Genomic DNA, 18034 nt, shown 5'->3' on the forward strand with positions numbered 1-18034 from the left:
CGTCTCACTCGACGATGTGGTCGCCGACCATGTAGGCGGCGTGAAGCGCCGCGTAGCCGACCGCTGTGACGGCCGCGGTCTCGACGGTGGGCATGACGCGCAGACGGCACCATCCTGCACGCCGTGTGCGGCTTGTGCCTGGATCCGCAGATCAGCCCGGCACTGAGCCTCGCGGAACCGCACTGAGCGGGCTGCTGGCCGCATCCGCCGTCGCCTTCTCGGTCGGCGTGACTTACGTGATGTGATCGGGAGAGCAGACCAGGGCCTGCCTAGCGCGAAGCGGCCCTGGGATCGCTCTGAACTCAGGGAAGCTGCAGTTCTCTGAGCTCCCGGCGGGAGGTGATGGTGAGTTTGCGGTAGATGTTGCGCAGGTGTGCGTCGATCGTGCGTGGGCTCAGGAACAGCTGCGCCCCGACCTCCTTGGTAGTGGCCCCGGTAGCGATCAGCCGCGCGATATGCAGTTCGTGGGCGGTGAGCACCTGGTCGACTGACTGGTCGGTCCGTTTGCGCGGGCGCTCGCCCGTAGCGCGCAGTTCGCGGGCGGCGCGCGCCGCGAACGCCTCGGCGCCCATGCCTGTCAGCAGTTGGTGGGAGGTGCGTAGTTGCTCGCGGGCGGCCAGGCGCCGGCCCTCGCGGCGCAGCCACTCGCCATATACCAGGTGGGCGCGGGCAAGGTGGGTGGCCATCCGGCAGTCGCCGAGCCGCTGGATCGCTTCGCGGTAGAGGTCCTCGGCGGCCGGTCCGGTGCTCATCAGCGCCCGCGAGCGCGCCTCCAGTCCTAGCGCCCATTGGGTGCCGCTGGCACGCGTTCGCGAGCTGAGTCGGTCCAGCGCGGCGGCGGCGCGCGCTGGTTCACCGGCGCGGACGGCGGCCTCGATGAGCTCGGGCAGGGCCAGGCTGCTGTGTACCAGCTCGTCGTACTCGCACGGCTGGCTCGCCCCGGCGAGCGCGGCGCTGTAGTCGCGGAGCGCGGGAGACTTCGCCCATCCCCCGCACGCTTCCCTCCGAGGTGCTCCAGGAGGCCGAGCGCCCCGCCGAGGCCGGCGACCGATCAATGGCCTCGTGGATCCGCTGCCGTGTCGAGCACGAGTTCAACGGACGGCGTGACCGGATCGACAGGGACGGGTGCCCGATATCACCGGCCATCGCCGCTCGTCGGCCAATAGATCAGCCGCCGGTCATACTCCACGAACCATTCGTACAGGTGGTCGTCGTTGTGGTAGGCCCGTACGAAGCGGCTGTCCTTGAGTTCGGTGCAGACCAGGACCGCACCGTACCCACGCCACACCGGCGGTGGCAGGGCGCCGCTGGGCCCGACGACGATCAGCCGCAACCCGCGCAGCGTCCGAAGTACCTCGTCCATCGTGGCGTTGCAGAGCGACGAGGGTGTGATTTGGACGACCTCGCACTCGTCGGCCAAGCGGCGGAGGTCGTTGCCCACCATCTGGATGCGCGGCTCACCGAACCTGGCGTTGAACCGGGCGAGAGTCTCTCGGACGCGCTCGACGCGTGGGGCTTCGTGCAGATCGGCTACCAGGACGCGGCGTACACCGTCGATTTCGGCCAGGTGCTCCATCAGCCCGCCGAAGCCGATGATGCCGACTGTACCGGCGTCTCCGACAGCTCTGGTCAGTGCCTCCGTCACCGCTGACCCCGGCTGATGAGCGTGTACCTCGTCGAACGGCGCGACTATGTGATCGAATCCCGCTTCCTCCAGCGCGCCATGCCGGAACCAGGATCGAGACAAGGCGCTGAGGAGAGCAATCTTGACGGCTTGCCTGGTCAGGTCCGAACCAGCCGCAGGGGTGCACACCAGGTCACAGTCCAATAGGGACGCGCCGGGCGACGTCCCGAGGTAGTCGGCCAGGTGGACGCCACGCAGACTCGTAACTGCGGCGGGTGATGCGACGCCGGGACGGAACCGCTCGTAGTCCATGGCGGCGCCGATGCTGCCGTCGTCGAGTACCACGGCCGCGAAGGACCTTCCCGTCAGAACCTCGTCCACCGAGCGCTTGCCATGATCTGCGGCTTTGCGTAGCTCGTGATGGATCGCAGCCTCAATTAGCGACACGGTGTTGCTCCCTGACATGCTGACAGTAGGTCATCGGCGAACCGGCTCGCCTCCGCTGCACGGAGGCCGGCCACGGTCACCCGAATCGCCGGCACCGCGGCCGCGAATCGCGATCCGGGGGCGACGCGCCAACCGTGCGCAGCCAGCCGCGCCACGGTCTCCGCCTCATCGGGTACCTCGATCCACACGTTCAGCCCCGTGCGCCCGTGCCCGCACAGGCCGCGCTCCGCCAACTGCTCAAGCATGTGCCGGCGGCGCGTGTGGTATTCCAGGCGCACCCTGGCCAGGTCGGCCGGAAGTCCGGGGTCGGCCAGGTGGGCCGCCACAGCGAGCTGCGTCATGCGGCTGATCCACCCGCCGCCCAGCAGCCTGCGCTGATCCAGGCGCCCGATCGACTCGCTGTCACCAGACACCATCGCGAACCGCAGGTCAGGGGCAAGCCACTTGGACACGGAGGCGACGTGTAGCCATCGCGGGTGTCCAGCGGGAATGGCGGAGACGTAGTCGGCACCCGCGATCCCCCCGGCGTGGTCTTCCTCGATCACCAGCAGCTGCGGAACCTGCTGGATCATGGCACGCAGTGTCTCGGCGCGCCGCGCCGTGAGCGCCGCCCCCGTGGGGTTCTGCGCCCGCGGACGATACAGGACGCCTGCGGCGTCCGCGAGCGCCTCGGCGAACGCCTCTGGTTGGAATCCTTCCTCGTCCACAGGTACCCGCACGGGCACCAGACCGAGCGCGGCGATGAGCGGAAGGTCCCCGTTGTACGTGGGGCTTTCCACGATGATGCGGTCTCCGGAGCGCAGCAGAGTCGCCAGTGCACGGTCAACCGCCTCGAGCCCGCCGGGCAGTAGCGTCAGGTGATCGCGGGCGACCCCCTGGCCGGCGAGGTATGCCTGTGCCTGAATGAGCAGAGCGTCGACGATCCGGGGGGTGCCGTAGAGCAGCAGGTCGGATGGAACGGTGGTGGGCCAGCGATCGTGGCGCCAGAGGAGCAGGTCCGGATCTGGGTTGCCCGACGAGAGGTCGTTCGGCCACGACGCCGGGTGAGACGTCCCCGGTAAGTCCGCGGATACGCTATGCATTCTCGGGCAGCAGCTTGAGTAGCGCGGGAACGAACTCGTCCTGCCGGTCCGGCAGCAGGTCCAGCGCCTGCGTCAGCGGGATGAAGAAGCAGTCGAACACCATCCCGTCATCGGTGCCGGTACTGCCCGCGACCTGGTGAGACCAGCGGTCCCGACTTTCCGTCGTCGTCGCGTAGTAGAAGACGGTGACCCGTGGCTCACCGGTGTGCGGGTGTGGCCGTTGCTGTACGCCGAGACTTGTCCGCACGGTGACCGCGACGGTGCCGGTCTCTTCAGCCACCTCGCGAATGACCGCGTCCTCGAGCGGTTCATCAGCATCCACGCCTCCGGCAGGGACCTGCGTGCCTGCCTCAGGCTGATCCCGGTGGTCGAACACGAGCAATTCCGGTCCCGTGGGCGTGTCACGCACGACATAGGCGGCAACGCGTACTCGGACCTCAGACATCGGTAGGCGCCTCTCGGTTGGTCGACAAATGTGGGAACTCTGGCAGCAGCAGGTCAACGAGGCCCTGTACGGCGCTCTCCGACAGCTGATCGTTGTTGCGGAACCGCAGGATGCGCGTCGGCACAAGGTTGGCCGCAATAGCGCGGTCGTAGGCGTCGTACAGCTGGACGAGTGTGTCCGGGCGTTCGTAGGGACGGAGCTCCTTGTTGCGTGTGCCGATCCGCGTCCATGCCAGCGCGGGTGGGGTGTCGACGAAGACGATCACGTCGGGGGCCGGCATTCGCAGTGCTTCCATGGCGGCGCTGATGCGTTCCATCGGTACACCGTGCAGGACGTGGTGATAGACGATATCGCTCAGCACGTACCGGTCGGTGAGTACCGGACCGACGGCGAGAGCGGGCTTGATGTTGAACTCGAAGTGGAGATGCTTGTCCCGAAGGTATGCCTCCACGACAGCTTCGGCGTTCCAGCTGCTGCGAGCCATGCGGTTGCCCACGATGACACGCGCGGAGGCGGCGTCAAGCCAGCTGTGCTGGCCGAGCTCCGTCACCGTCGGTGCGACTCGCCGTAACGCCTTCGCCAGTTCGATCCGTAGCGTCGACTTTCCGCTGCCGTCGGTTCCCTCCAATGCGATGAACGGAAACCTCCGGTCCCGCCGGCTCGTCGGGATCACGACCAGCGCTCCTGCGGTCGATGCCCGGCTGGGTGTCGGGTCAGGTAGTCGAGCCGGGAGGTGAACAGATGCACCGCCCGCTCGGTTCCCGGCCACCAGCAGCACAGCAGTTCGGCGAACAACGATGCCTCCTTCAGCCCCAGGGCGACGGTTCGAGCGGCGCTCGTCTGCGGCGAACGGACTGTCTCCACCAGTGCGACCAGCGCAGGTATACGCGCGGCGAGATTGTCTCCGCGGTCGTCCGCCCGCTCGAGTAGTTGAGCCACGCAGCCGGCGACGAAGACGTCCTCGACTCGGACCGGGGCGAGAATGCGACGGAGACACTCGTACACGGACGGCTCGACTGCCGCCCAGATCCGTGCGGGGGCGGCGATCACCTCGTACAGCAGGCACTCCAGCACGGAGGCGCCCGGCGCGAACATTCGATCCCGCGCCAGCAGCAGCCTGGCGCCCAGGCTTCCCTGCCCGGGCAGCGCCGCGACGGGTACCAATCCACCCGTCCCCAGTTCCACCAGGGCGCTCAGGTCGCCGTCCACGAGGATTTCTACTGCCGCCCGCATACATTGCAGGTCCTCCGTGCTGGACGGACTGACCACGATCCGGTGGTGGCGGACGCCGAGGGACAGTTCGTGGGACCGCAGGCTGGTGGCGAATGCCGGCCAGCCACCGTCCCGCACGCCAGCGGCGGCGGCCATACATGCGGTAGCCACATTCGCGGGGGTGTATGCGGCGAGCTGTCCGGCGCCGGTCGGGGTCAGCACGGAGTCGTCGACCAGCCTCGCCAAGACGCGAAGGTGCTCCGCGTACACCAGAGGCTCGAAGATCATCGTATGTTGGCTGATCAATCGGCCGAGAAACATGTGCCGCATCAGGTCGTCAGGATGAGGCGGAGCGGACACCGGCGAACGCGGTGCGAGTGTCTGGGCGGTCACGACAGCGCCTCCAAGGCGGCGGCGGCGCTCTGCGGCCGGCCGTCGCGCCTCCACTGCACGCACCGCTCGACCAGATCGACCAATCGTGGATCGTGCGCGGTCGCCACGCTGCGCAACGGCGGGGCGCCGTACCGGGGCATAGTGCCGGTGAGCAGCTCGTACATCACCATTCCGAAACAGTAGAGATCACTGGCAAAGTCCGCCTCGTGGTACCCCGCGTCGTACTCCGGGGGCCACGAGATCAAGGCTGACTTCGGCGATCGTGGCTCGGCGGCCGTGAGGGCACGGACGCAACCCAGATCGGCGATGACTGGCCCGTCGTCGGCCATCAGCACGTTTTCGGCGTTGATGTCCCGGTGGACATACCCGGCGTCATGCAGGACGGCCAACCCGGTCAGCAGCCGGCGTGCAAAGGCGACGGCGGCGTTCGTCGACGGTGCCCCGTGCGCGGCGAGCCATTGACGCACCGAGCCGAGCGGTAGGTAGTCCATCACGTAATGCGGCACCGGGGCCGCGAGGTTCATCTCCACCAGGTTGGGGAAGTACGGCGAGCCGCTCAGCCGCGACAGCAGGTTCGCCTCCTGAACGAAGTGGTCCCGCGCATATCGGTGTGCCTGTTCCGGCAGTTGCCGGTACCAGTAGTAGCCATGAAGTTCCGGACGCAGCTCGACCGGGGCGGCGTCGATGACGCTGTGGTAGCCGAAGAACCCCTTGGCGACGAACTCCGCGCCCGGGACGTCGGCCCGCTCGACCAGCAGGAGGGTACTCCATCCGGTGAACGAGACCACCGACCTGGACTTGTAGGCCGTGGTCGTCTCGAGCACGTCGCGGAACACGTGGGTCGGCGAGACTCCTGCCAGGGACTCGAGGTGCATCGCCGGCGTATCGGCCGTCATCGGGACCCGCCCTGCGGTGCGGGCTTGTACACGTAGCCGAGGGTCAGATCGGAGGTGCCCGGGACGACCTCCACGTCGCAGCCGGTGCCGGCGAAGAACTCGTCACAAGCCTTCTTCACACCGGGCAGCCCATCCCAGGCCCGCTCGTTGCGGCTCAAGTCGCAGTAGTCGTCGATGACGAGCAGCCCGCCGGGCTCCAGGCGCGGCCACACCTGCTCCAGGCTCAGTTGGATGGAGCGGTAGTGATCGCCGTCGAGGTAACCGAAACACACCTGCTGGGGTAGTTGGGAGAGTGTCTCGTCGAACCAGCCTGCGACGACGCGCGGCATCGGCAGACTCCTGGCGCGGAAGTTCTGCTCGACCTGCTCCGCCGACGCCAGGCACTCGCCCTCTGGCAGATGGGTGTCCAGTTCCCCTGGTGCGGGCATCCCGGCGAAGCTGTCGAACAGCACCAGTTCACGTTCGGGGTCCAGCGCCAGCATGGTTGTCGCGAGCCAGACGCTGGTATAACCGGCGTTGCAACCGATCTCCACAACGTCGCCCGCGACCCCGGCCCGCAAGACCGAGGACAGGCCCCAGTGCAGTGAGACCAGGCGCTCTACATCGGACATATTGGAATTGAGCGCAGCCAGTTCGTATGCGAGACGCGCGTCCATTGCACTCTCCGTCAGTTGGTAAAGAAGCCGATGACTTTTTTGATCCGTCCCTGGGTGACCGGCTCCGTACTGTGGCTGAGCTGGCTGCCGAACATGACCAGGTTGCCCGTTGCTACGCGGGTGCGCCATTGAGTCCGCGGCAGCGCCTTGTACCACGGCGTGGTGTAGTCCCCTCCTTCGCGGACTCTTCGCAGCTCATCCGTAGGCTCGGTCCACAAGTCCGGACTGCCGCAGGTTTCGACAACGAACTCGCCGCCGGAGAAGCCGTCGTTGAGCGCTATGCTCACTCCGGCGACCTTTACGTGATCCGGTTGGTTCTCGTCGAACGGCATATCGATGTGCGGCGTGATGTACTGACCCACGCCGTACTCGAGATAGATCCAGGAGGTCAGCCGGCGGCCCGTGGGAAACAGGCTGCACAGGTGGGGAAGAGCGCGCCTCGCCGCCTCATCCAGTACCGTCGTCGCCGCCTCGGGCAGCGGAAACAGCTCCAGGCGGCCCGCCGGCTCATAGAGGTCCATCACGTCCCGGGTGCTCATTCCGTCGACGGCGTGAACCGACACGGTGCGCTCCCCTTCAAAAGTGGAACGGCCCTCAGCCTCGATCTGCTCATCCACCGCATCGCAAATCGCCTGGCACTCGGTCGGGGTCAGGAATTGCTCGATACTGTGCACCAGGAGCGATTCCGAGGTCGTCAACATGGTCGTGCGCCTTTCCTCTTCTTCACGAACACCAGTTGGATCGAGCCGGCCGCGGACGGCGGCCGCATATCGGTGCCGGCATGAACGTGCGCGGCCGCGGCCAGGTCGAGGCCGGCCGATGCGGCCGCGCGTGCGACTTCGTCCTGGTCGTACAGCCACAGCCAGGAGTAGAACTCTCGCCTCGTGCCGTCGTCACGCGTGATCCGGAAGCGCTGCACGTAGAGGCGCCCTTCGGCGGCGAACCGGGCCTGGAACTCGACGTCGTGTTCGTCGTGCAGGAAGATTCCTGTGCCGGCAGGATAGTGACTCGACTCGCTGTCGACCGGGTGCATCCCGGAGCCCGCCCGGGTGCGCACGTCGGCGAAGACCCGCCCACCGGGCGCAAGCCCGGCGGCGATGTGACCGAGCGTCGCCACGAGCGCCGGCGGTTCGAATTGGTTGATCAGCTCGTAGCTGAGCAGGCAGAGGTCATGCGCCGGCACGGTGGAGTCTGTTCCGAACGTGCCGCAATGGAAGCGGCACCTCCGATCGGTGCAGCGACGAGTCGCCGCGGCGATCGCTGCCGGGTTGATGTCGACGCCCAGGTAACCGCGGCAGCCCGTGCCGTTCGCGATCTCGCGGGCGTAGGTTCCCGGGCCGCAACAGGGGTGGAAGATCCGCTCGTCGCCGGTGAGTCCGAGCCAGTCCAGCTCGCGGCGCACCGCCGCCGTACTGCGGCCGGCGACCTCGCTGTCGTCGCGGCACTGCAGTTCGGCGAGGCGGGGTCCGATGACCGGATCATGGTAGGGAACGCCGTTGGCGGAGATGTGGGCCCAGTCTGCGGGCATGCTGAGTGCGGTGAACATCAGGCCGGCTCGAACCCGTGCGGTGAGTCCGGAACGACCGCGCCGCATGGCAGCATGCGGACCGCAGGCGGTGGTGAGCCGGCGAGCAGGCACTCCAGGTCGATTCGTTTCAACAGCGCCGGTCCCTGCAACTGGTTGCGTAGCGCCTCCACAGCTTGGGGACGGCCGGGAGTCCGGCGCTGCTGTGCCTGCAGGATCCGTGGCATGCTGCGGTCGGCGAACCAGAGGCCGGCTATCTCGGCGATGACACCTGCCACATCGTCGGCATCCACGAGCCCGGCGAGCAGCAGATGTCCGAGCGCCGCGCGAACCTCCACGAGAGGAACAGTCACCGGCCGGTACGGCGGCTCGGCTCCGTGTAGGAGCATGACCTCGTCGTCGTAGAGCCCGTAGCGTCCGATGAGCTCCACCACCGCGCCGTAGCCGCGCATGCCGTGGGACCGCAGTTCGACCGCGCGCAACGCTCCCATCGAGCCCAGCCCGATCACTTCGCGTCCGTCCCGTAACGCGGCGCAAATCTCCCGGTGGTCCACCGCGTACTCGTGATAGAAGCCACCGTCGACAAGGATCACCCGGCCTGCGGGGTGATCGTGCAGTACCGGTGCCAACATGCCTCGGATCAACGGCGGAAACACCGAGTACCGCTCGGAGACGGCGCCGAGACGGTTCGACTGGTAGCCGGTCGGCCCGACGAAGATCAGGTCACGGTCAGCCATGCGACCACGCCGCAAGTCTCGGACCCACTCGGGGCGAGAGCCGGGGTACGTATGATTCGCAGCCGACAATGACGGTGCGTACCACCCACGGCCCGCCCATGCTCCCGTCACGGAGGACGAACCGGATCGTCGGACCGACGCCGCGTTCGGCCAGCCAGTGTGCGAGACCAGCGGAGTCGTCGGGTATCGGCTGGCTGAATTGATGCCTGACGTCGGACAGTGAACCTTTGTCGACCTCCCCTTGCGGTCCGTCGGAGCGCGAGGTCGGACGCGGTATGTGAGCGCCGTGTGGTTCAGGTTGAAAAAGGTTCAGTGAACATCCGTCACCCGGCCGGGGCTGCTCCGTCGCGACCTCGACGAGGCTCGGTAGATCTTCGCGGCCGCCGTGCATGAAGGCGGCACGGCTCTGTAGCGCCTCGAGTAGGGCACGCTCCAGAGCCGCTTCGAGTGAACGCGCGCAGGCGTGCCCGCCGTTGACGAACCGCCGGTCCGTCTCGGCCCGATCCCAGAGCACGACGTGCGCGACCGGCAGTCCCAACTCCTGCCTGACGACCAGCAGCCGCACCGCGACGTCGGCCTGGCGAACGCGCGCCACCAGGTCCTTGAGGCGGTCGGGCAGCGAGCACTCGTCGATGGCCCATTCCTGACCGGCGTGCGATGGAAACGAGAGGGCATCGCGTTCCAGCACCTCCAGCATGGCGTGCATGGTGGCCTGCTCCAGCGTCAGGCCACATCCGAGTCCGAAGGAGCTCGCCGCGAAGTACGGCCGGACGGCCGCGTCGGGCGGCGGCGGAAGGAGGACCAGCTCGCTGGGGAGACAGCGGGGCGCGGCAGTGCACAGGTCTGTTCCCTGGGCCGCAGTCACCTCCTCGTCCAGTGGAATTCGTACGTCCATGCGGGGACACAGCCGCAGGAGCGCGGCGGGACCGCCGAGCTGGGCGGCGATTGCCCGGTAGGTAGTCCGGACGAGCGGTACCTGGGATCGGGTGTGCTCGGCAGCCGCCAACTCCACCGCCTCCAGCCGGGCCCCGATCTCGGCCGCGGCCTCGGTCGTTCCCTTACCGCCCGTGACGACTAGTGATCCGGCCAGCGCGCCGGGCCGCACGGCCATGGCAACGGGCACGCCGATGCGGTCGAGACGCGTGATGCTGCTGCTACGGGTCACCCCCACACTGGCGGACCAGGCACGGGCCGCCGCCAACACGGCCTCTTCGGTGGGGCTGGACGGCATGATCAATGGGCTCTTCCGAGGTTGTCGACGGGGGAACGGCCGGTGGCCACCGGTAGCCCGGAAGCCACCGGCCGTGGCTGACCAGTGAACCTTTGCAAAAGGTTCAGTTGTCGGGCTGGTCAGCTTCGATCGCCTTTTCGACGCGATCCCAGTCGCTCGCGAAGACGGCCGCCGTGTGGGCGGTCGCGCGGGTGTCGCGAGGATCGAAGTTGGCGGACTGAATCGCGTCCACGAACTCTTCGAACTCCTGGTCTGACTTCATGCTGCTCCTTTCTGCGGCTGGTTGGGGACATGGACCGGTTGGCGCCTGCCGCTGGGAACGGGCGCCATCAGGCGACGAAGTTCCACAGCAGTGACGCCACCCGCTCATCGCGGACCTCGGCCAGGGCGTCCCGCACGGAGCCGCGCGCGAGGTCCCACTGTTCCGCGCCGATCTCTGCCCGGATTCGGGCGTACGCGGACGGCCGATCGCCGGCTGCCGCGTGGAACTCGAAGTACTTCTGAAGGACGCCGAAGGCGAAGCCGGCGTGCAGCAACCCGTACGCGGGCCGGTAGGCCTGCTTCCACGGCGAGTACCAGCGCGCTTCGGGGTCCAAGTCCACCCCGCATGCCGCGAAGATCTCATTCAGCAGTGTGTGGGCCGATTCGTGAAGGATCAACTCGCCCAGGCGGACGGGATCCTGCACGACGTCGATGAAGATCGTGCCGGGCAGAGCCTTCAACGCATAACTCTGTGTGGTGTCGCGTCGACCGCGCACCTGCATGGTGACAACGACACCTGTCACGGAGGTAATGAAGTGGTCCAGTCCGGCGCGTTGGATCGCTTCCCCGGCACCTGACCACGGCGCCGATGGCACCGTTCGTGAAGCAGGGTCCAGGTGGAGGAACAGCGGCGACTCGTACCGGTCGTCGTCGGACCGCTCACACTCGTCGGCAGCGACGATGCGTACGTCATGCCCTGGCAGCAGCGAGGTGCCGCTCGCGGTGGATGCCGTCTCCCAACGTCGGGTCAGGTCACGTGCGTCGTCAAGGCGCCGCGCGCGCACGGCGGCCGTGATGGCATAGGTGAAATGGTGCAGTAGGGCGTACTGCCGCGCATCGAGCGTCGGTGGAACGACGAAGCGCTCGTCGAGGCGTGCCGCGGCGGCCCGCACCTGTGCCGCGCGACGTTCGCGTAGGTCCTTCAGGTCATGGGCGAGGCTCGGCCACACGTTTGTGAGGGCGACGTCAGTGCTCACGGGCTGCCCGCTCTCCGGCGATATCCGCCGCGATGTGATCAATGATCTCGATGCGATGGGTGCAGTAGTCCTCGTAGAAGGCGCTGTTCCGATAACGCAGGCGGGTGGCGAGGCAGCCTCCGCCGCAGGTCTGCCGGTAGTCGCAGTCGGTGCATTTGTCGAGCAGTTCGTCAAGGCCGGTACGCAGCGAAGGGTTGGTGACGAGGGATGTCGCCGCGGCCAGCGACGGTAGGTCGTGGACGGTACCGAGCAACCCGTCGGGTACGCCCAACTCGTCGCAGCTGCCAAGCCGACCGTCGGGGTAGAGGGTCAGGACGAAGGCGCACTTCTGCTCTGTGAAGTGGCAAAATCGGGTGTCGCGGCCGGCGAGCACCCGGATCACGCTGGTGAACGGCTCGAGCAGGAACCGTCGGAACAGGCCGGTACCGCGCCAGTGGTCGTACGCCCTGACAAGAAACGCGGAGAACTCAAGTGGCGTGATCGCCCAGCCGGCATGCTCCTCGCCCTTGGGTAACAGGGGCAGCATGGTCTCGCGATTGCCGACCGGAATTCGTTTTGGCATGACGTTGAAGTCGAAGCAGGGTGAGAACTTCACCGCCTTCACCGCCTCGAACCGTGCGACGAAGTCGAGCGTCTCCTCCGGGCGGAGCGACACGTCCTTGGTCACGGTCGAGATCAAGCCAACTGCGAGGCCGCGCTCAGCGGCCAGTTCCAGCGCCTGGTGTACGTGCTCGGATGTGCTCCGGTCACGGTAGTCGACACGGCTGCGGTTGGCCTCCGGATCCCCGTCAAGAGATATTCCGATGTCGATCTCTGGCCATTCTTCGGCAAACAGGTCGAACCATTCCGGCGTCAACATGGTGGCATTCGTCTGTACGCTCAAGGACACGTTTCCCGGGTAGCCCCGCAGCAACCTCAGCAGGCCGGAGGTCGCCTCCATGCCGTACAGCAGCGGCTCGCCGCCGTGCATCTCCAGGCTCAGTGGTCGGCCGTCCGCCAGGTCCAGCAGGCGTGCGACGGTCTCGAGGGAGAGCTTGTCGTAGCCGGCGTAGGGCTTGCGCTTCTCGTAGCAGTAGTAGCAGTTGATGTTGCAGGCGTCCCCGACGAGTTTCAAGATCACCGACAACGGTTCGTTCGGCCCGGGTGTACGTAGTGTCGACTGCTGTGACGTCATCGCTGCTACCACCATGGCGTAACTAGGAGGTCGCCCTTATCTGTGGTCGACAGTTCTGACTTTCGTGACATCAGCTATCCCGCCCGTGCGTCCTGAGTAGGTTCATGAGGCGCCTAAGTACCTCAGGATAGAGGTGGACGACCTTTCTTCCTCGCCGCCCTAATCCTTGACCCTGAATTACTCGCCGGAGGCTTTGGGTCCTGGACGATACCCACTACGACGATGCTCCACAAGCCCTGATCAACGCCTGTTCTGAGCAAGCACGCCGCCATCCTCTATGCGTTACGCGACAGACACAGGGTGTATCGAATGTGCTTTTTATATACTCCAAATATACGCAGCCGGTCGTAGCATCTTCGACACGGATGCGTCGTTGCCGACGGGCAATGGCGGGGAGGTTCCGAATCCGGCTGTGCACCGCCCTGGCTCCAGGCTCTACGTCGGCGCGCGGGCGGCGGGGCGCCAGAGCAATCATTCTCATGGTGACGAACCGGCACGAGGGGCAGATGAAGAGGCGACCGGATGGCGGCGACACCGCGCAGCTTGGTAAGGCAGGCAGCGAGGCGGCTCATGCAGTTCGGCATGTCGATACGGTTGATGTAGGTTCGTTGCGGGCCGGCTTCTCGCCGAGATTGGACGGGGTCAGCGCAAGGCACGCGCGGCTGCTCGTCGAGCTGGCCGACGAGGTACCACCGATCGTTGTCCAGCGGTCCTCGCTGCGCGTGGTGGACGGCATGCATCGGCTGCGCGCCGCGCGTGCGCGAGGGGACAGGCAGATACCTGTCGTCTATTTCGATGGCTCCGATGTCGACGCGTTCGTCGCGGCGGTGCAGTTGAACGTCGAGCACGGCTTGCCGCTGACCACGCGGGACCGGCTGGCCGCGGCTGAACGGATCCTCGCCTCGCATCCGCAGTGGTCAGACCGCCGGATAGCGTCGGTGTGCGGGGTCGCGGCAAAGACCGTCGCCGCGCTTCGGCGGCGTTCAACCGACGAGAGTCATCACCTGAACATCCGGATCGGCCGGGACGGGCGCCGGCATCCGGTCTCGGTCGAGGAAGGCAGGCGGTTGGCCGAGGAAATCGTGCGCCGTGAGCCTGGTGTCAGTCTGCGTGAGATGGCGCGCCGGTCCGGCATCTCGGTCGGAACGGCGTTCGACGTTCGTCGCAAGACGCTCGGCGCGGCTCGTGCCCCAGCGACCGAGGCGGCTGCGGCGGGACCGTCACCTGAGATGCGGGGCTCGTCATCCACCGACAGGCTGCCGGCGACGGCACAGGACCTCAAAGCCGTCATCCGGCCACAGTTGGCACGGCTCATCGAGGATCCGTCCCTGCGGTATACAGATCATGGCAAGGCATTACTCCGGCTGCTTTCGGCGACGCTTGCGTTCATCTCGCAGTCTGCGAACGCCGCGGAGACCGTTCCCGCGCACTGCCATGAGCCGCTTCGCGCTGTCGCCCAAGCTTGTGCCGGCGGATGGCACCAGTTCAGCGAGATGCTGTCCGAATAGGTCGCCTCGGCGGGCCACCGCCCGAAAGACGCGACGGCCAGCGACCCGAGCCCGGCGGAGTAGCCGGTCGGCTCCCCGCACGCGGCCGATCCGGCCCTGCCGCGGTCCGAAGACCGGAGCCTGCGGCCCCTGGCTGGGAGTTGAACGGCGTCGTCGGTTGAACCTCAGTGGCCCCGTCGTCGCCCCGCCATGCTTCAATACCTGTTTGACATGCGGATCCATACCCTGCTGGACACTGCCGCGCGACGGCATCCCCATCGCATCGCGGTCGTTGACGGTGTCCGTCGGTGGACCTACGAACAACTCCGGCGGCGTAGCGTCAACCTCGCCGGCTTGTTTCGCGCACAGGGCCTGCGACCGGGAGACCGGATCGCAGTGCGGTCCGGCAGTGCCGGGTTCGCCACAATCCTGTTCGCGGCGGCCTATGCGGACCTGACACTGGCGCCGCTGTCGGCCGGAATGCGCCCGTTCCAGCTCCGGATGGTACTTGCCGACATCGCTCCGGCCCTCGTGATAGGCATCGACCCCGCAAGTGTCGACGTCCCTGCCCCCACCTGGTCACCGGCGCGGTTCGGGGAAATCCTGAGTAGGCTCGACGGGGCCGTCGCGGACTCGCGCCCGACCGACGCCGGCCGCACCGACCGCGACCCTGGGCCGCCCGCTCTCCTGATGTACACCTCGGGCAGCAGCGCGCGACCGAAGGGCGTGGTGTGCCCGCACGACCGGGTCCTCTTCGCGACCAGGGCGATCGGGCAGGTCCTGGGTTACCGGCCGGACGACGTCGTGCTCTCCTGCGTGCCGCCCTCGTTCGACTACGGGCTCTACCAGATCCTGCTCACTACGGCCGCCGGCGCGCGGCTGGAGACGCTTGGGCCAGGAGAGGGAATGGCCCTTCTCGAGCGGATAAACAGCTCCCGGGCCACCATCGTGCCCGTGGTGCCGGAGATCGCCACCGCACTGCTCCGGCTGGCGGCCAGGACATCACCGGCGGTGGCCCAGTCGGTCCGGATGTTCACCAGCACCGGCGCCCGGATGCCGCCGCGGCTCGCCGACGGGTTGCGTAGTACGTTCCCCGGCGCCGCGGTAGTGCACATGTATGGCCTGACGGAGTGCAAGCGAGCCACCATCTTGGAGCCGGATGGCGACCTGGTGCGCCCGGGGTCGGTCGGGCGCGCGATTCCCGGCACCGTCGTGCACGTCGTCGACCGCCGGGGTCGACCGGTGCCCGCCGGCCAAGTCGGTGAGGTCGTCGTCGAGGGTGGAAACGTCATGGCCGGATACTGGCGCGACCGGCAGCTCGGCGCCGCCACCTTCCGGGTGACCGCGAACGGTCGGCGGCTGCATACGGGCGACCGTGGCCACTTGGACGGGGACGGCTACCTGTACCTGCACGGTCGGCGCGACGACGTCTTCAAGCACCGCGGCGTGCGGTCGAGCGTCGCCGAACTCGAAGCGGCGGCCCTGGACATCGCCGGCGTCGAGGGCGCCGCCGTTGTTCCGCCGGACGAGGACGGCCCGCTCACCGTCGTGGTGGCCACTGCCTTGCCGGAGGACGACGTGCTGACGGAACTGGCCCGCCGCCTCGAACCGGCGAAGGTGCCGGACCGCTGTGTCGCGGTCGATGCCCTGCCGCTCACCCCACACGGCAAGGTGGACCGAAAACGGATCCGCGCGATTGTGCAACCGCACCGATCGTCGACCTCCGTTCAAATGCGGAGATCTTGACGGTACCGAGGGAGTTGGTACTGTGCCGATCTTGAGCATGACCGGTGCCGACGTGGACGGCCATGCTGAACGTTGCCCTCCGGTAGGTGACCAGTGAACCATTTTCAACCTCTCCTTGCGGTCCGCCGGATCGCAATGCCGGATGCGGTTCGTAAGCGCCGCGCGGTCCAGGTTGAAAGAGGTTCACTGCTGGAATGAGGACCCGTATGCCATCGCGGCAAGCCCGCCTTGAGCCAGTCAGCCTCGACACCGACGCGGTCCATCCGTTGCTCCCGGGCCAGCTCGCGCACCACCGCGCGCTCCTGGAACGGCCGGACGGCAGTACGTCACTCTTCATGTCCTACCGGGTCAGTGGGCCACTGGACGTTTCGGCACTCCTCGCCGCGGTGCGTTCGACGGTCGCCCGGCACGCAGCGCTGCGGATAGGCGTCACCACGCTTGGCGGCGTACCCGTCCAGTGGATCCGGCCGATGCCGGACAATCGCCAACTCGTCGCACTGACGCAGGTGACAGCCAAGGACGCCGCGCAGTTCGCGCGGTACGTGCGCGCAGTCCTGGCGGCGGACCTCAAGCACACCTTCGACCTGGCGGTCGAGTACCCGTTCATTTTCCGCCTGCTGCGGTTCTCGCCGACGCTGCACGCGGTGATCGGGGTGTTCTCCGGCTTCGCCGTCGACGCCACTGCCCGGATGATCGTCGTACGCGGACTGTGGGACACCTACTTCGGCCGGGCGACCGACACCGACCCGGAGGACGCCGGCTATCTCGCTGCGGTGACCGGCCAGGCGACCGCCGCCACCGACCGGTCGCACGCGGTGTCCACGTACTGGCGGCGGCGCGGCCCATGGCTGCCGCCCCGGTGCCAGTTCCTGCCCAGCCTCGGTGAACCGGCCGCACCGGTCGCCCAGACCGAGCTGCTACTCGTCGTCGGTGACGAGTGGAAGGATGTGCGCGGCCGCTGGCAGGAGTCCGGCTTCACCACGGTCCAATGGCTGCTCGCGGTGTTCGCCACCACCGTGTTCCTGGCGACGCCGCAGGATCGGATCGCCGTCTCGATGAGCCTGAACGGCAGGCGTCACGTGGAGCGGGAAGTCGTCGGCATGTTCGACGTCACCGTGCCGGTCGTACTGGACAGGCCGGCCAGGCCGGTCGACCTGCTGGTGCAGGCCCGGCGGGAGTTGTTGTCGGCCACCTCGCGCCGCAACGTCGCGCCGCAGGCACTGGACGACATGTGGGCGACAGTGGCGCAGCGCCTGGGCCATCCGGTCCACCGCACCCTGGTCATGACGTATTTGGCGGACAACGCCGACCACGACTCTCCGGACGGCAGCGCGATCACCGTCGAGCGTGGCGCGTACACCCCCGAGTTCCACCGGACCGCCGACGGCCTGCGGATCGCCGCCAACGAGCGGCCCAACGGGCTGCGCATCCGGCTGACCGTCGATGGCGCGACCATGTCGGAAGCCAGCTTCGCCGGGTTCGTCGCCGCCTTCCGGGCACAACTGCGTGGGGAAGATTCCTGCCGGATCACGCCGACAACGGGCAGTGGCCCGCAGCTCACGCCACTGCGGGCACCCGACGGTACGGTCCTGCTGGTCGTCGACCTGGCCGAGGTGACCTCGACCCTCGACACCCATCCCGCGGTTGTCTCGTCCAGGGCCTTCGTAGAGATCGCGGAGGATGGTGGGTCGTTGCTCGCCGCCGAGGTCACGGTCGCCGGTGCCGAGGTCACGCCGGACGATCTCACCAACCATATCCGTTCCACGGTCGCGAGTCGGCCGTTCTTGGCGGTTCCCGGGCGGATTGCGGTGGTGCCCAGCACAGCCTGCGGCGAACGGTCCGAGGCGCTATCCAGGGATGGAGTTGGTTGACCGGTGGAAAGCACCCGCGTGGACACAGTGATCGACGAAAAGGCCCTTGACGCGGTGGTCAAGCGAGTGCTCACCGGGCCGCCGCCCGGCGCCGCGGCACGCTATGCCGGCGCCATGCGGCTGGTCGATCTGGAGATCGACAGCCTCGTCATGGCGGAACTCATCGTCGAGTTCGAGCAGGAGTTGGGCGTACTGCTGGACGTCGTCGCCGTCGACCGCATGGAGACGCTCGACGACCTCTGCCGGGCCCTGCGGCCGGCGGCGAGTTGA

At 67.4% G+C, this 18034-nt stretch carries 19 protein-coding genes; 4 read left to right on the forward strand and 15 right to left on the reverse strand.

Annotated features, from left to right (window positions below):
• Positions 1 to 302 precede the first annotated feature (302 nt).
• The 15 genes from ACSMXO_RS28360 to ACSMXO_RS28430 form a co-directional block, all read right to left on the reverse strand.
• A complete protein-coding gene (locus ACSMXO_RS28360) occupies positions 303 to 752 on the reverse strand; it encodes a response regulator transcription factor (RefSeq protein WP_455414533.1) in 450 nt (149 codons plus the stop codon).
• A gap of 383 nt (positions 753 to 1135) precedes the next feature.
• Positions 1136 to 2071, reverse strand: coding sequence for a Rossmann-like domain-containing protein (locus tag ACSMXO_RS28365; RefSeq protein WP_455414534.1), 936 nt, complete (start codon positions 2069 to 2071; stop codon positions 1136 to 1138).
• On the reverse strand, positions 2062 to 3153 hold the full coding sequence (locus ACSMXO_RS28370) for an aminotransferase class I/II-fold pyridoxal phosphate-dependent enzyme (protein ID WP_455414535.1): 1092 nt from the start codon (positions 3151 to 3153) through the stop codon (positions 2062 to 2064). The genes ACSMXO_RS28365 and ACSMXO_RS28370 overlap by 10 nt, the downstream gene beginning before the upstream one ends.
• On the reverse strand, positions 3146 to 3598 hold the full coding sequence (locus ACSMXO_RS28375) for an NUDIX domain-containing protein (RefSeq protein WP_346258476.1): 453 nt from the start codon (positions 3596 to 3598) through the stop codon (positions 3146 to 3148). Before ACSMXO_RS28375 ends, ACSMXO_RS28370 begins: the two co-directional genes overlap by 8 nt.
• A complete protein-coding gene (locus tag ACSMXO_RS28380) occupies positions 3591 to 4271 on the reverse strand; it encodes a dTMP kinase (RefSeq protein WP_346258477.1) in 681 nt (226 codons plus the stop codon). The genes ACSMXO_RS28375 and ACSMXO_RS28380 overlap by 8 nt, the downstream gene beginning before the upstream one ends.
• Complete coding sequence (locus tag ACSMXO_RS28385; protein ID WP_455414536.1) at positions 4268 to 5203, reverse strand: hypothetical protein; 936 nt, start codon at positions 5201 to 5203, stop codon at positions 4268 to 4270. The genes ACSMXO_RS28380 and ACSMXO_RS28385 overlap by 4 nt, the downstream gene beginning before the upstream one ends.
• Positions 5200 to 6078, reverse strand: a complete 879-nt coding sequence (locus tag ACSMXO_RS28390) for a serine/threonine protein kinase (RefSeq protein ID WP_455414537.1) — start codon at positions 6076 to 6078, stop codon at positions 5200 to 5202. Before ACSMXO_RS28390 ends, ACSMXO_RS28385 begins: the two co-directional genes overlap by 4 nt.
• 17 nt (positions 6079 to 6095) lie before the next feature.
• Positions 6096 to 6755 carry a TylF/MycF/NovP-related O-methyltransferase gene (locus tag ACSMXO_RS28395; protein ID WP_455414538.1) on the reverse strand — a complete coding sequence of 220 codons (660 nt, stop codon included), beginning with the start codon at positions 6753 to 6755 and terminating at the stop codon, positions 6096 to 6098.
• Between the two features lie 11 nt (positions 6756 to 6766).
• A complete protein-coding gene (locus ACSMXO_RS28400; protein ID WP_346258481.1) occupies positions 6767 to 7456 on the reverse strand; it encodes a hypothetical protein in 690 nt (229 codons plus the stop codon).
• Entirely contained in the window at positions 7450 to 8301 is an 852-nt protein-coding gene (locus ACSMXO_RS28405; protein WP_455414539.1) for a class I SAM-dependent methyltransferase, read from the reverse strand. The genes ACSMXO_RS28400 and ACSMXO_RS28405 overlap by 7 nt, the downstream gene beginning before the upstream one ends.
• Positions 8301 to 9017 (reverse strand): TfuA-like protein, encoded by a 717-nt coding sequence (locus ACSMXO_RS28410; protein WP_455414540.1) that lies wholly within the window; start codon positions 9015 to 9017, stop codon positions 8301 to 8303. The genes ACSMXO_RS28405 and ACSMXO_RS28410 overlap by 1 nt, the downstream gene beginning before the upstream one ends.
• Positions 9010 to 10248, reverse strand: a complete 1239-nt coding sequence (locus tag ACSMXO_RS28415) for a YcaO-like family protein (RefSeq protein ID WP_455414541.1) — start codon at positions 10246 to 10248, stop codon at positions 9010 to 9012. The genes ACSMXO_RS28410 and ACSMXO_RS28415 overlap by 8 nt, the downstream gene beginning before the upstream one ends.
• Positions 10249 to 10351: 103 nt before the next feature.
• The gene (locus ACSMXO_RS28420; protein WP_346258485.1) at positions 10352 to 10510 is read right to left on the reverse strand and encodes a hypothetical protein; all 159 of its coding nucleotides are present in this window, start codon (positions 10508 to 10510) and stop codon (positions 10352 to 10354) included.
• A 67-nt stretch (positions 10511 to 10577) separates the two neighbouring features.
• Entirely contained in the window at positions 10578 to 11486 is a 909-nt protein-coding gene (locus ACSMXO_RS28425; protein ID WP_455414542.1) for an aKG-HExxH-type peptide beta-hydroxylase, read from the reverse strand.
• The gene (locus tag ACSMXO_RS28430) at positions 11476 to 12606 is read right to left on the reverse strand and encodes a radical SAM protein (protein WP_455414543.1); all 1131 of its coding nucleotides are present in this window, start codon (positions 12604 to 12606) and stop codon (positions 11476 to 11478) included. The genes ACSMXO_RS28425 and ACSMXO_RS28430 overlap by 11 nt, the downstream gene beginning before the upstream one ends.
• A gap of 533 nt (positions 12607 to 13139) precedes the next feature.
• Here ACSMXO_RS28430 and ACSMXO_RS28435 point away from each other — a divergent pair.
• The 4 genes from ACSMXO_RS28435 (at position 13140) to ACSMXO_RS28450 (ending at position 18034) form a co-directional block, all read left to right on the forward strand.
• Positions 13140 to 14168, forward strand: coding sequence for a ParB/RepB/Spo0J family partition protein (locus ACSMXO_RS28435; protein ID WP_455414544.1), 1029 nt, complete (start codon positions 13140 to 13142; stop codon positions 14166 to 14168).
• Positions 14169 to 14378: 210 nt separating this feature from the next.
• Positions 14379 to 15893 carry a class I adenylate-forming enzyme family protein gene (locus ACSMXO_RS28440; RefSeq protein ID WP_455414545.1) on the forward strand — a complete coding sequence of 505 codons (1515 nt, stop codon included), beginning with the start codon at positions 14379 to 14381 and terminating at the stop codon, positions 15891 to 15893.
• 206 nt (positions 15894 to 16099) lie between these two features.
• Positions 16100 to 17764 (forward strand): condensation domain-containing protein, encoded by a 1665-nt coding sequence (locus ACSMXO_RS28445; protein WP_455414546.1) that lies wholly within the window; start codon positions 16100 to 16102, stop codon positions 17762 to 17764.
• A gap of 3 nt (positions 17765 to 17767) precedes the next feature.
• The gene (locus ACSMXO_RS28450) at positions 17768 to 18034 is read left to right on the forward strand and encodes an acyl carrier protein (protein WP_455414547.1); all 267 of its coding nucleotides are present in this window, start codon (positions 17768 to 17770) and stop codon (positions 18032 to 18034) included.

It is taken from the genome of Plantactinospora sp. DSM 117369 (assembly GCF_053764795.1).

Bases quoted from the DNA above. Each gene is read 5' to 3' on its own strand.
- ACSMXO_RS28395 (WP_455414538.1), bottom strand. From the start codon at position 6,755: ATGGACGCGCGTCTCGCATACGAACTGGCTGCGCTCAATTCCAATATG.
- ACSMXO_RS28445 (WP_455414546.1), top strand. From the start codon at position 16,100: ATGCCATCGCGGCAAGCCCGCCTTGAGCCAGTCAGCCTCGACACCGAC.
- ACSMXO_RS28420 (WP_346258485.1), bottom strand. From the start codon at position 10,510: ATGAAGTCAGACCAGGAGTTCGAAGAGTTCGTGGACGCGATTCAGTCC.
- ACSMXO_RS28360 (WP_455414533.1), bottom strand. From the start codon at position 752: ATGAGCACCGGACCGGCCGCCGAGGACCTCTACCGCGAAGCGATCCAG.
- ACSMXO_RS28375 (WP_346258476.1), bottom strand. From the start codon at position 3,598: ATGTCTGAGGTCCGAGTACGCGTTGCCGCCTATGTCGTGCGTGACACG.
- ACSMXO_RS28390 (WP_455414537.1), bottom strand. From the start codon at position 6,078: ATGCACCTCGAGTCCCTGGCAGGAGTCTCGCCGACCCACGTGTTCCGC.
- ACSMXO_RS28415 (WP_455414541.1), bottom strand. From the start codon at position 10,248: ATGCCGTCCAGCCCCACCGAAGAGGCCGTGTTGGCGGCGGCCCGTGCC.
- ACSMXO_RS28400 (WP_346258481.1), bottom strand. From the start codon at position 7,456: ATGTTGACGACCTCGGAATCGCTCCTGGTGCACAGTATCGAGCAATTC.
- ACSMXO_RS28405 (WP_455414539.1), bottom strand. From the start codon at position 8,301: ATGTTCACCGCACTCAGCATGCCCGCAGACTGGGCCCACATCTCCGCC.
- ACSMXO_RS28435 (WP_455414544.1), top strand. From the start codon at position 13,140: ATGGTGACGAACCGGCACGAGGGGCAGATGAAGAGGCGACCGGATGGC.
- ACSMXO_RS28370 (WP_455414535.1), bottom strand. From the start codon at position 3,153: ATGCATAGCGTATCCGCGGACTTACCGGGGACGTCTCACCCGGCGTCG.
- ACSMXO_RS28410 (WP_455414540.1), bottom strand. From the start codon at position 9,017: ATGGCTGACCGTGACCTGATCTTCGTCGGGCCGACCGGCTACCAGTCG.
- ACSMXO_RS28440 (WP_455414545.1), top strand. From the start codon at position 14,379: ATGCGGATCCATACCCTGCTGGACACTGCCGCGCGACGGCATCCCCAT.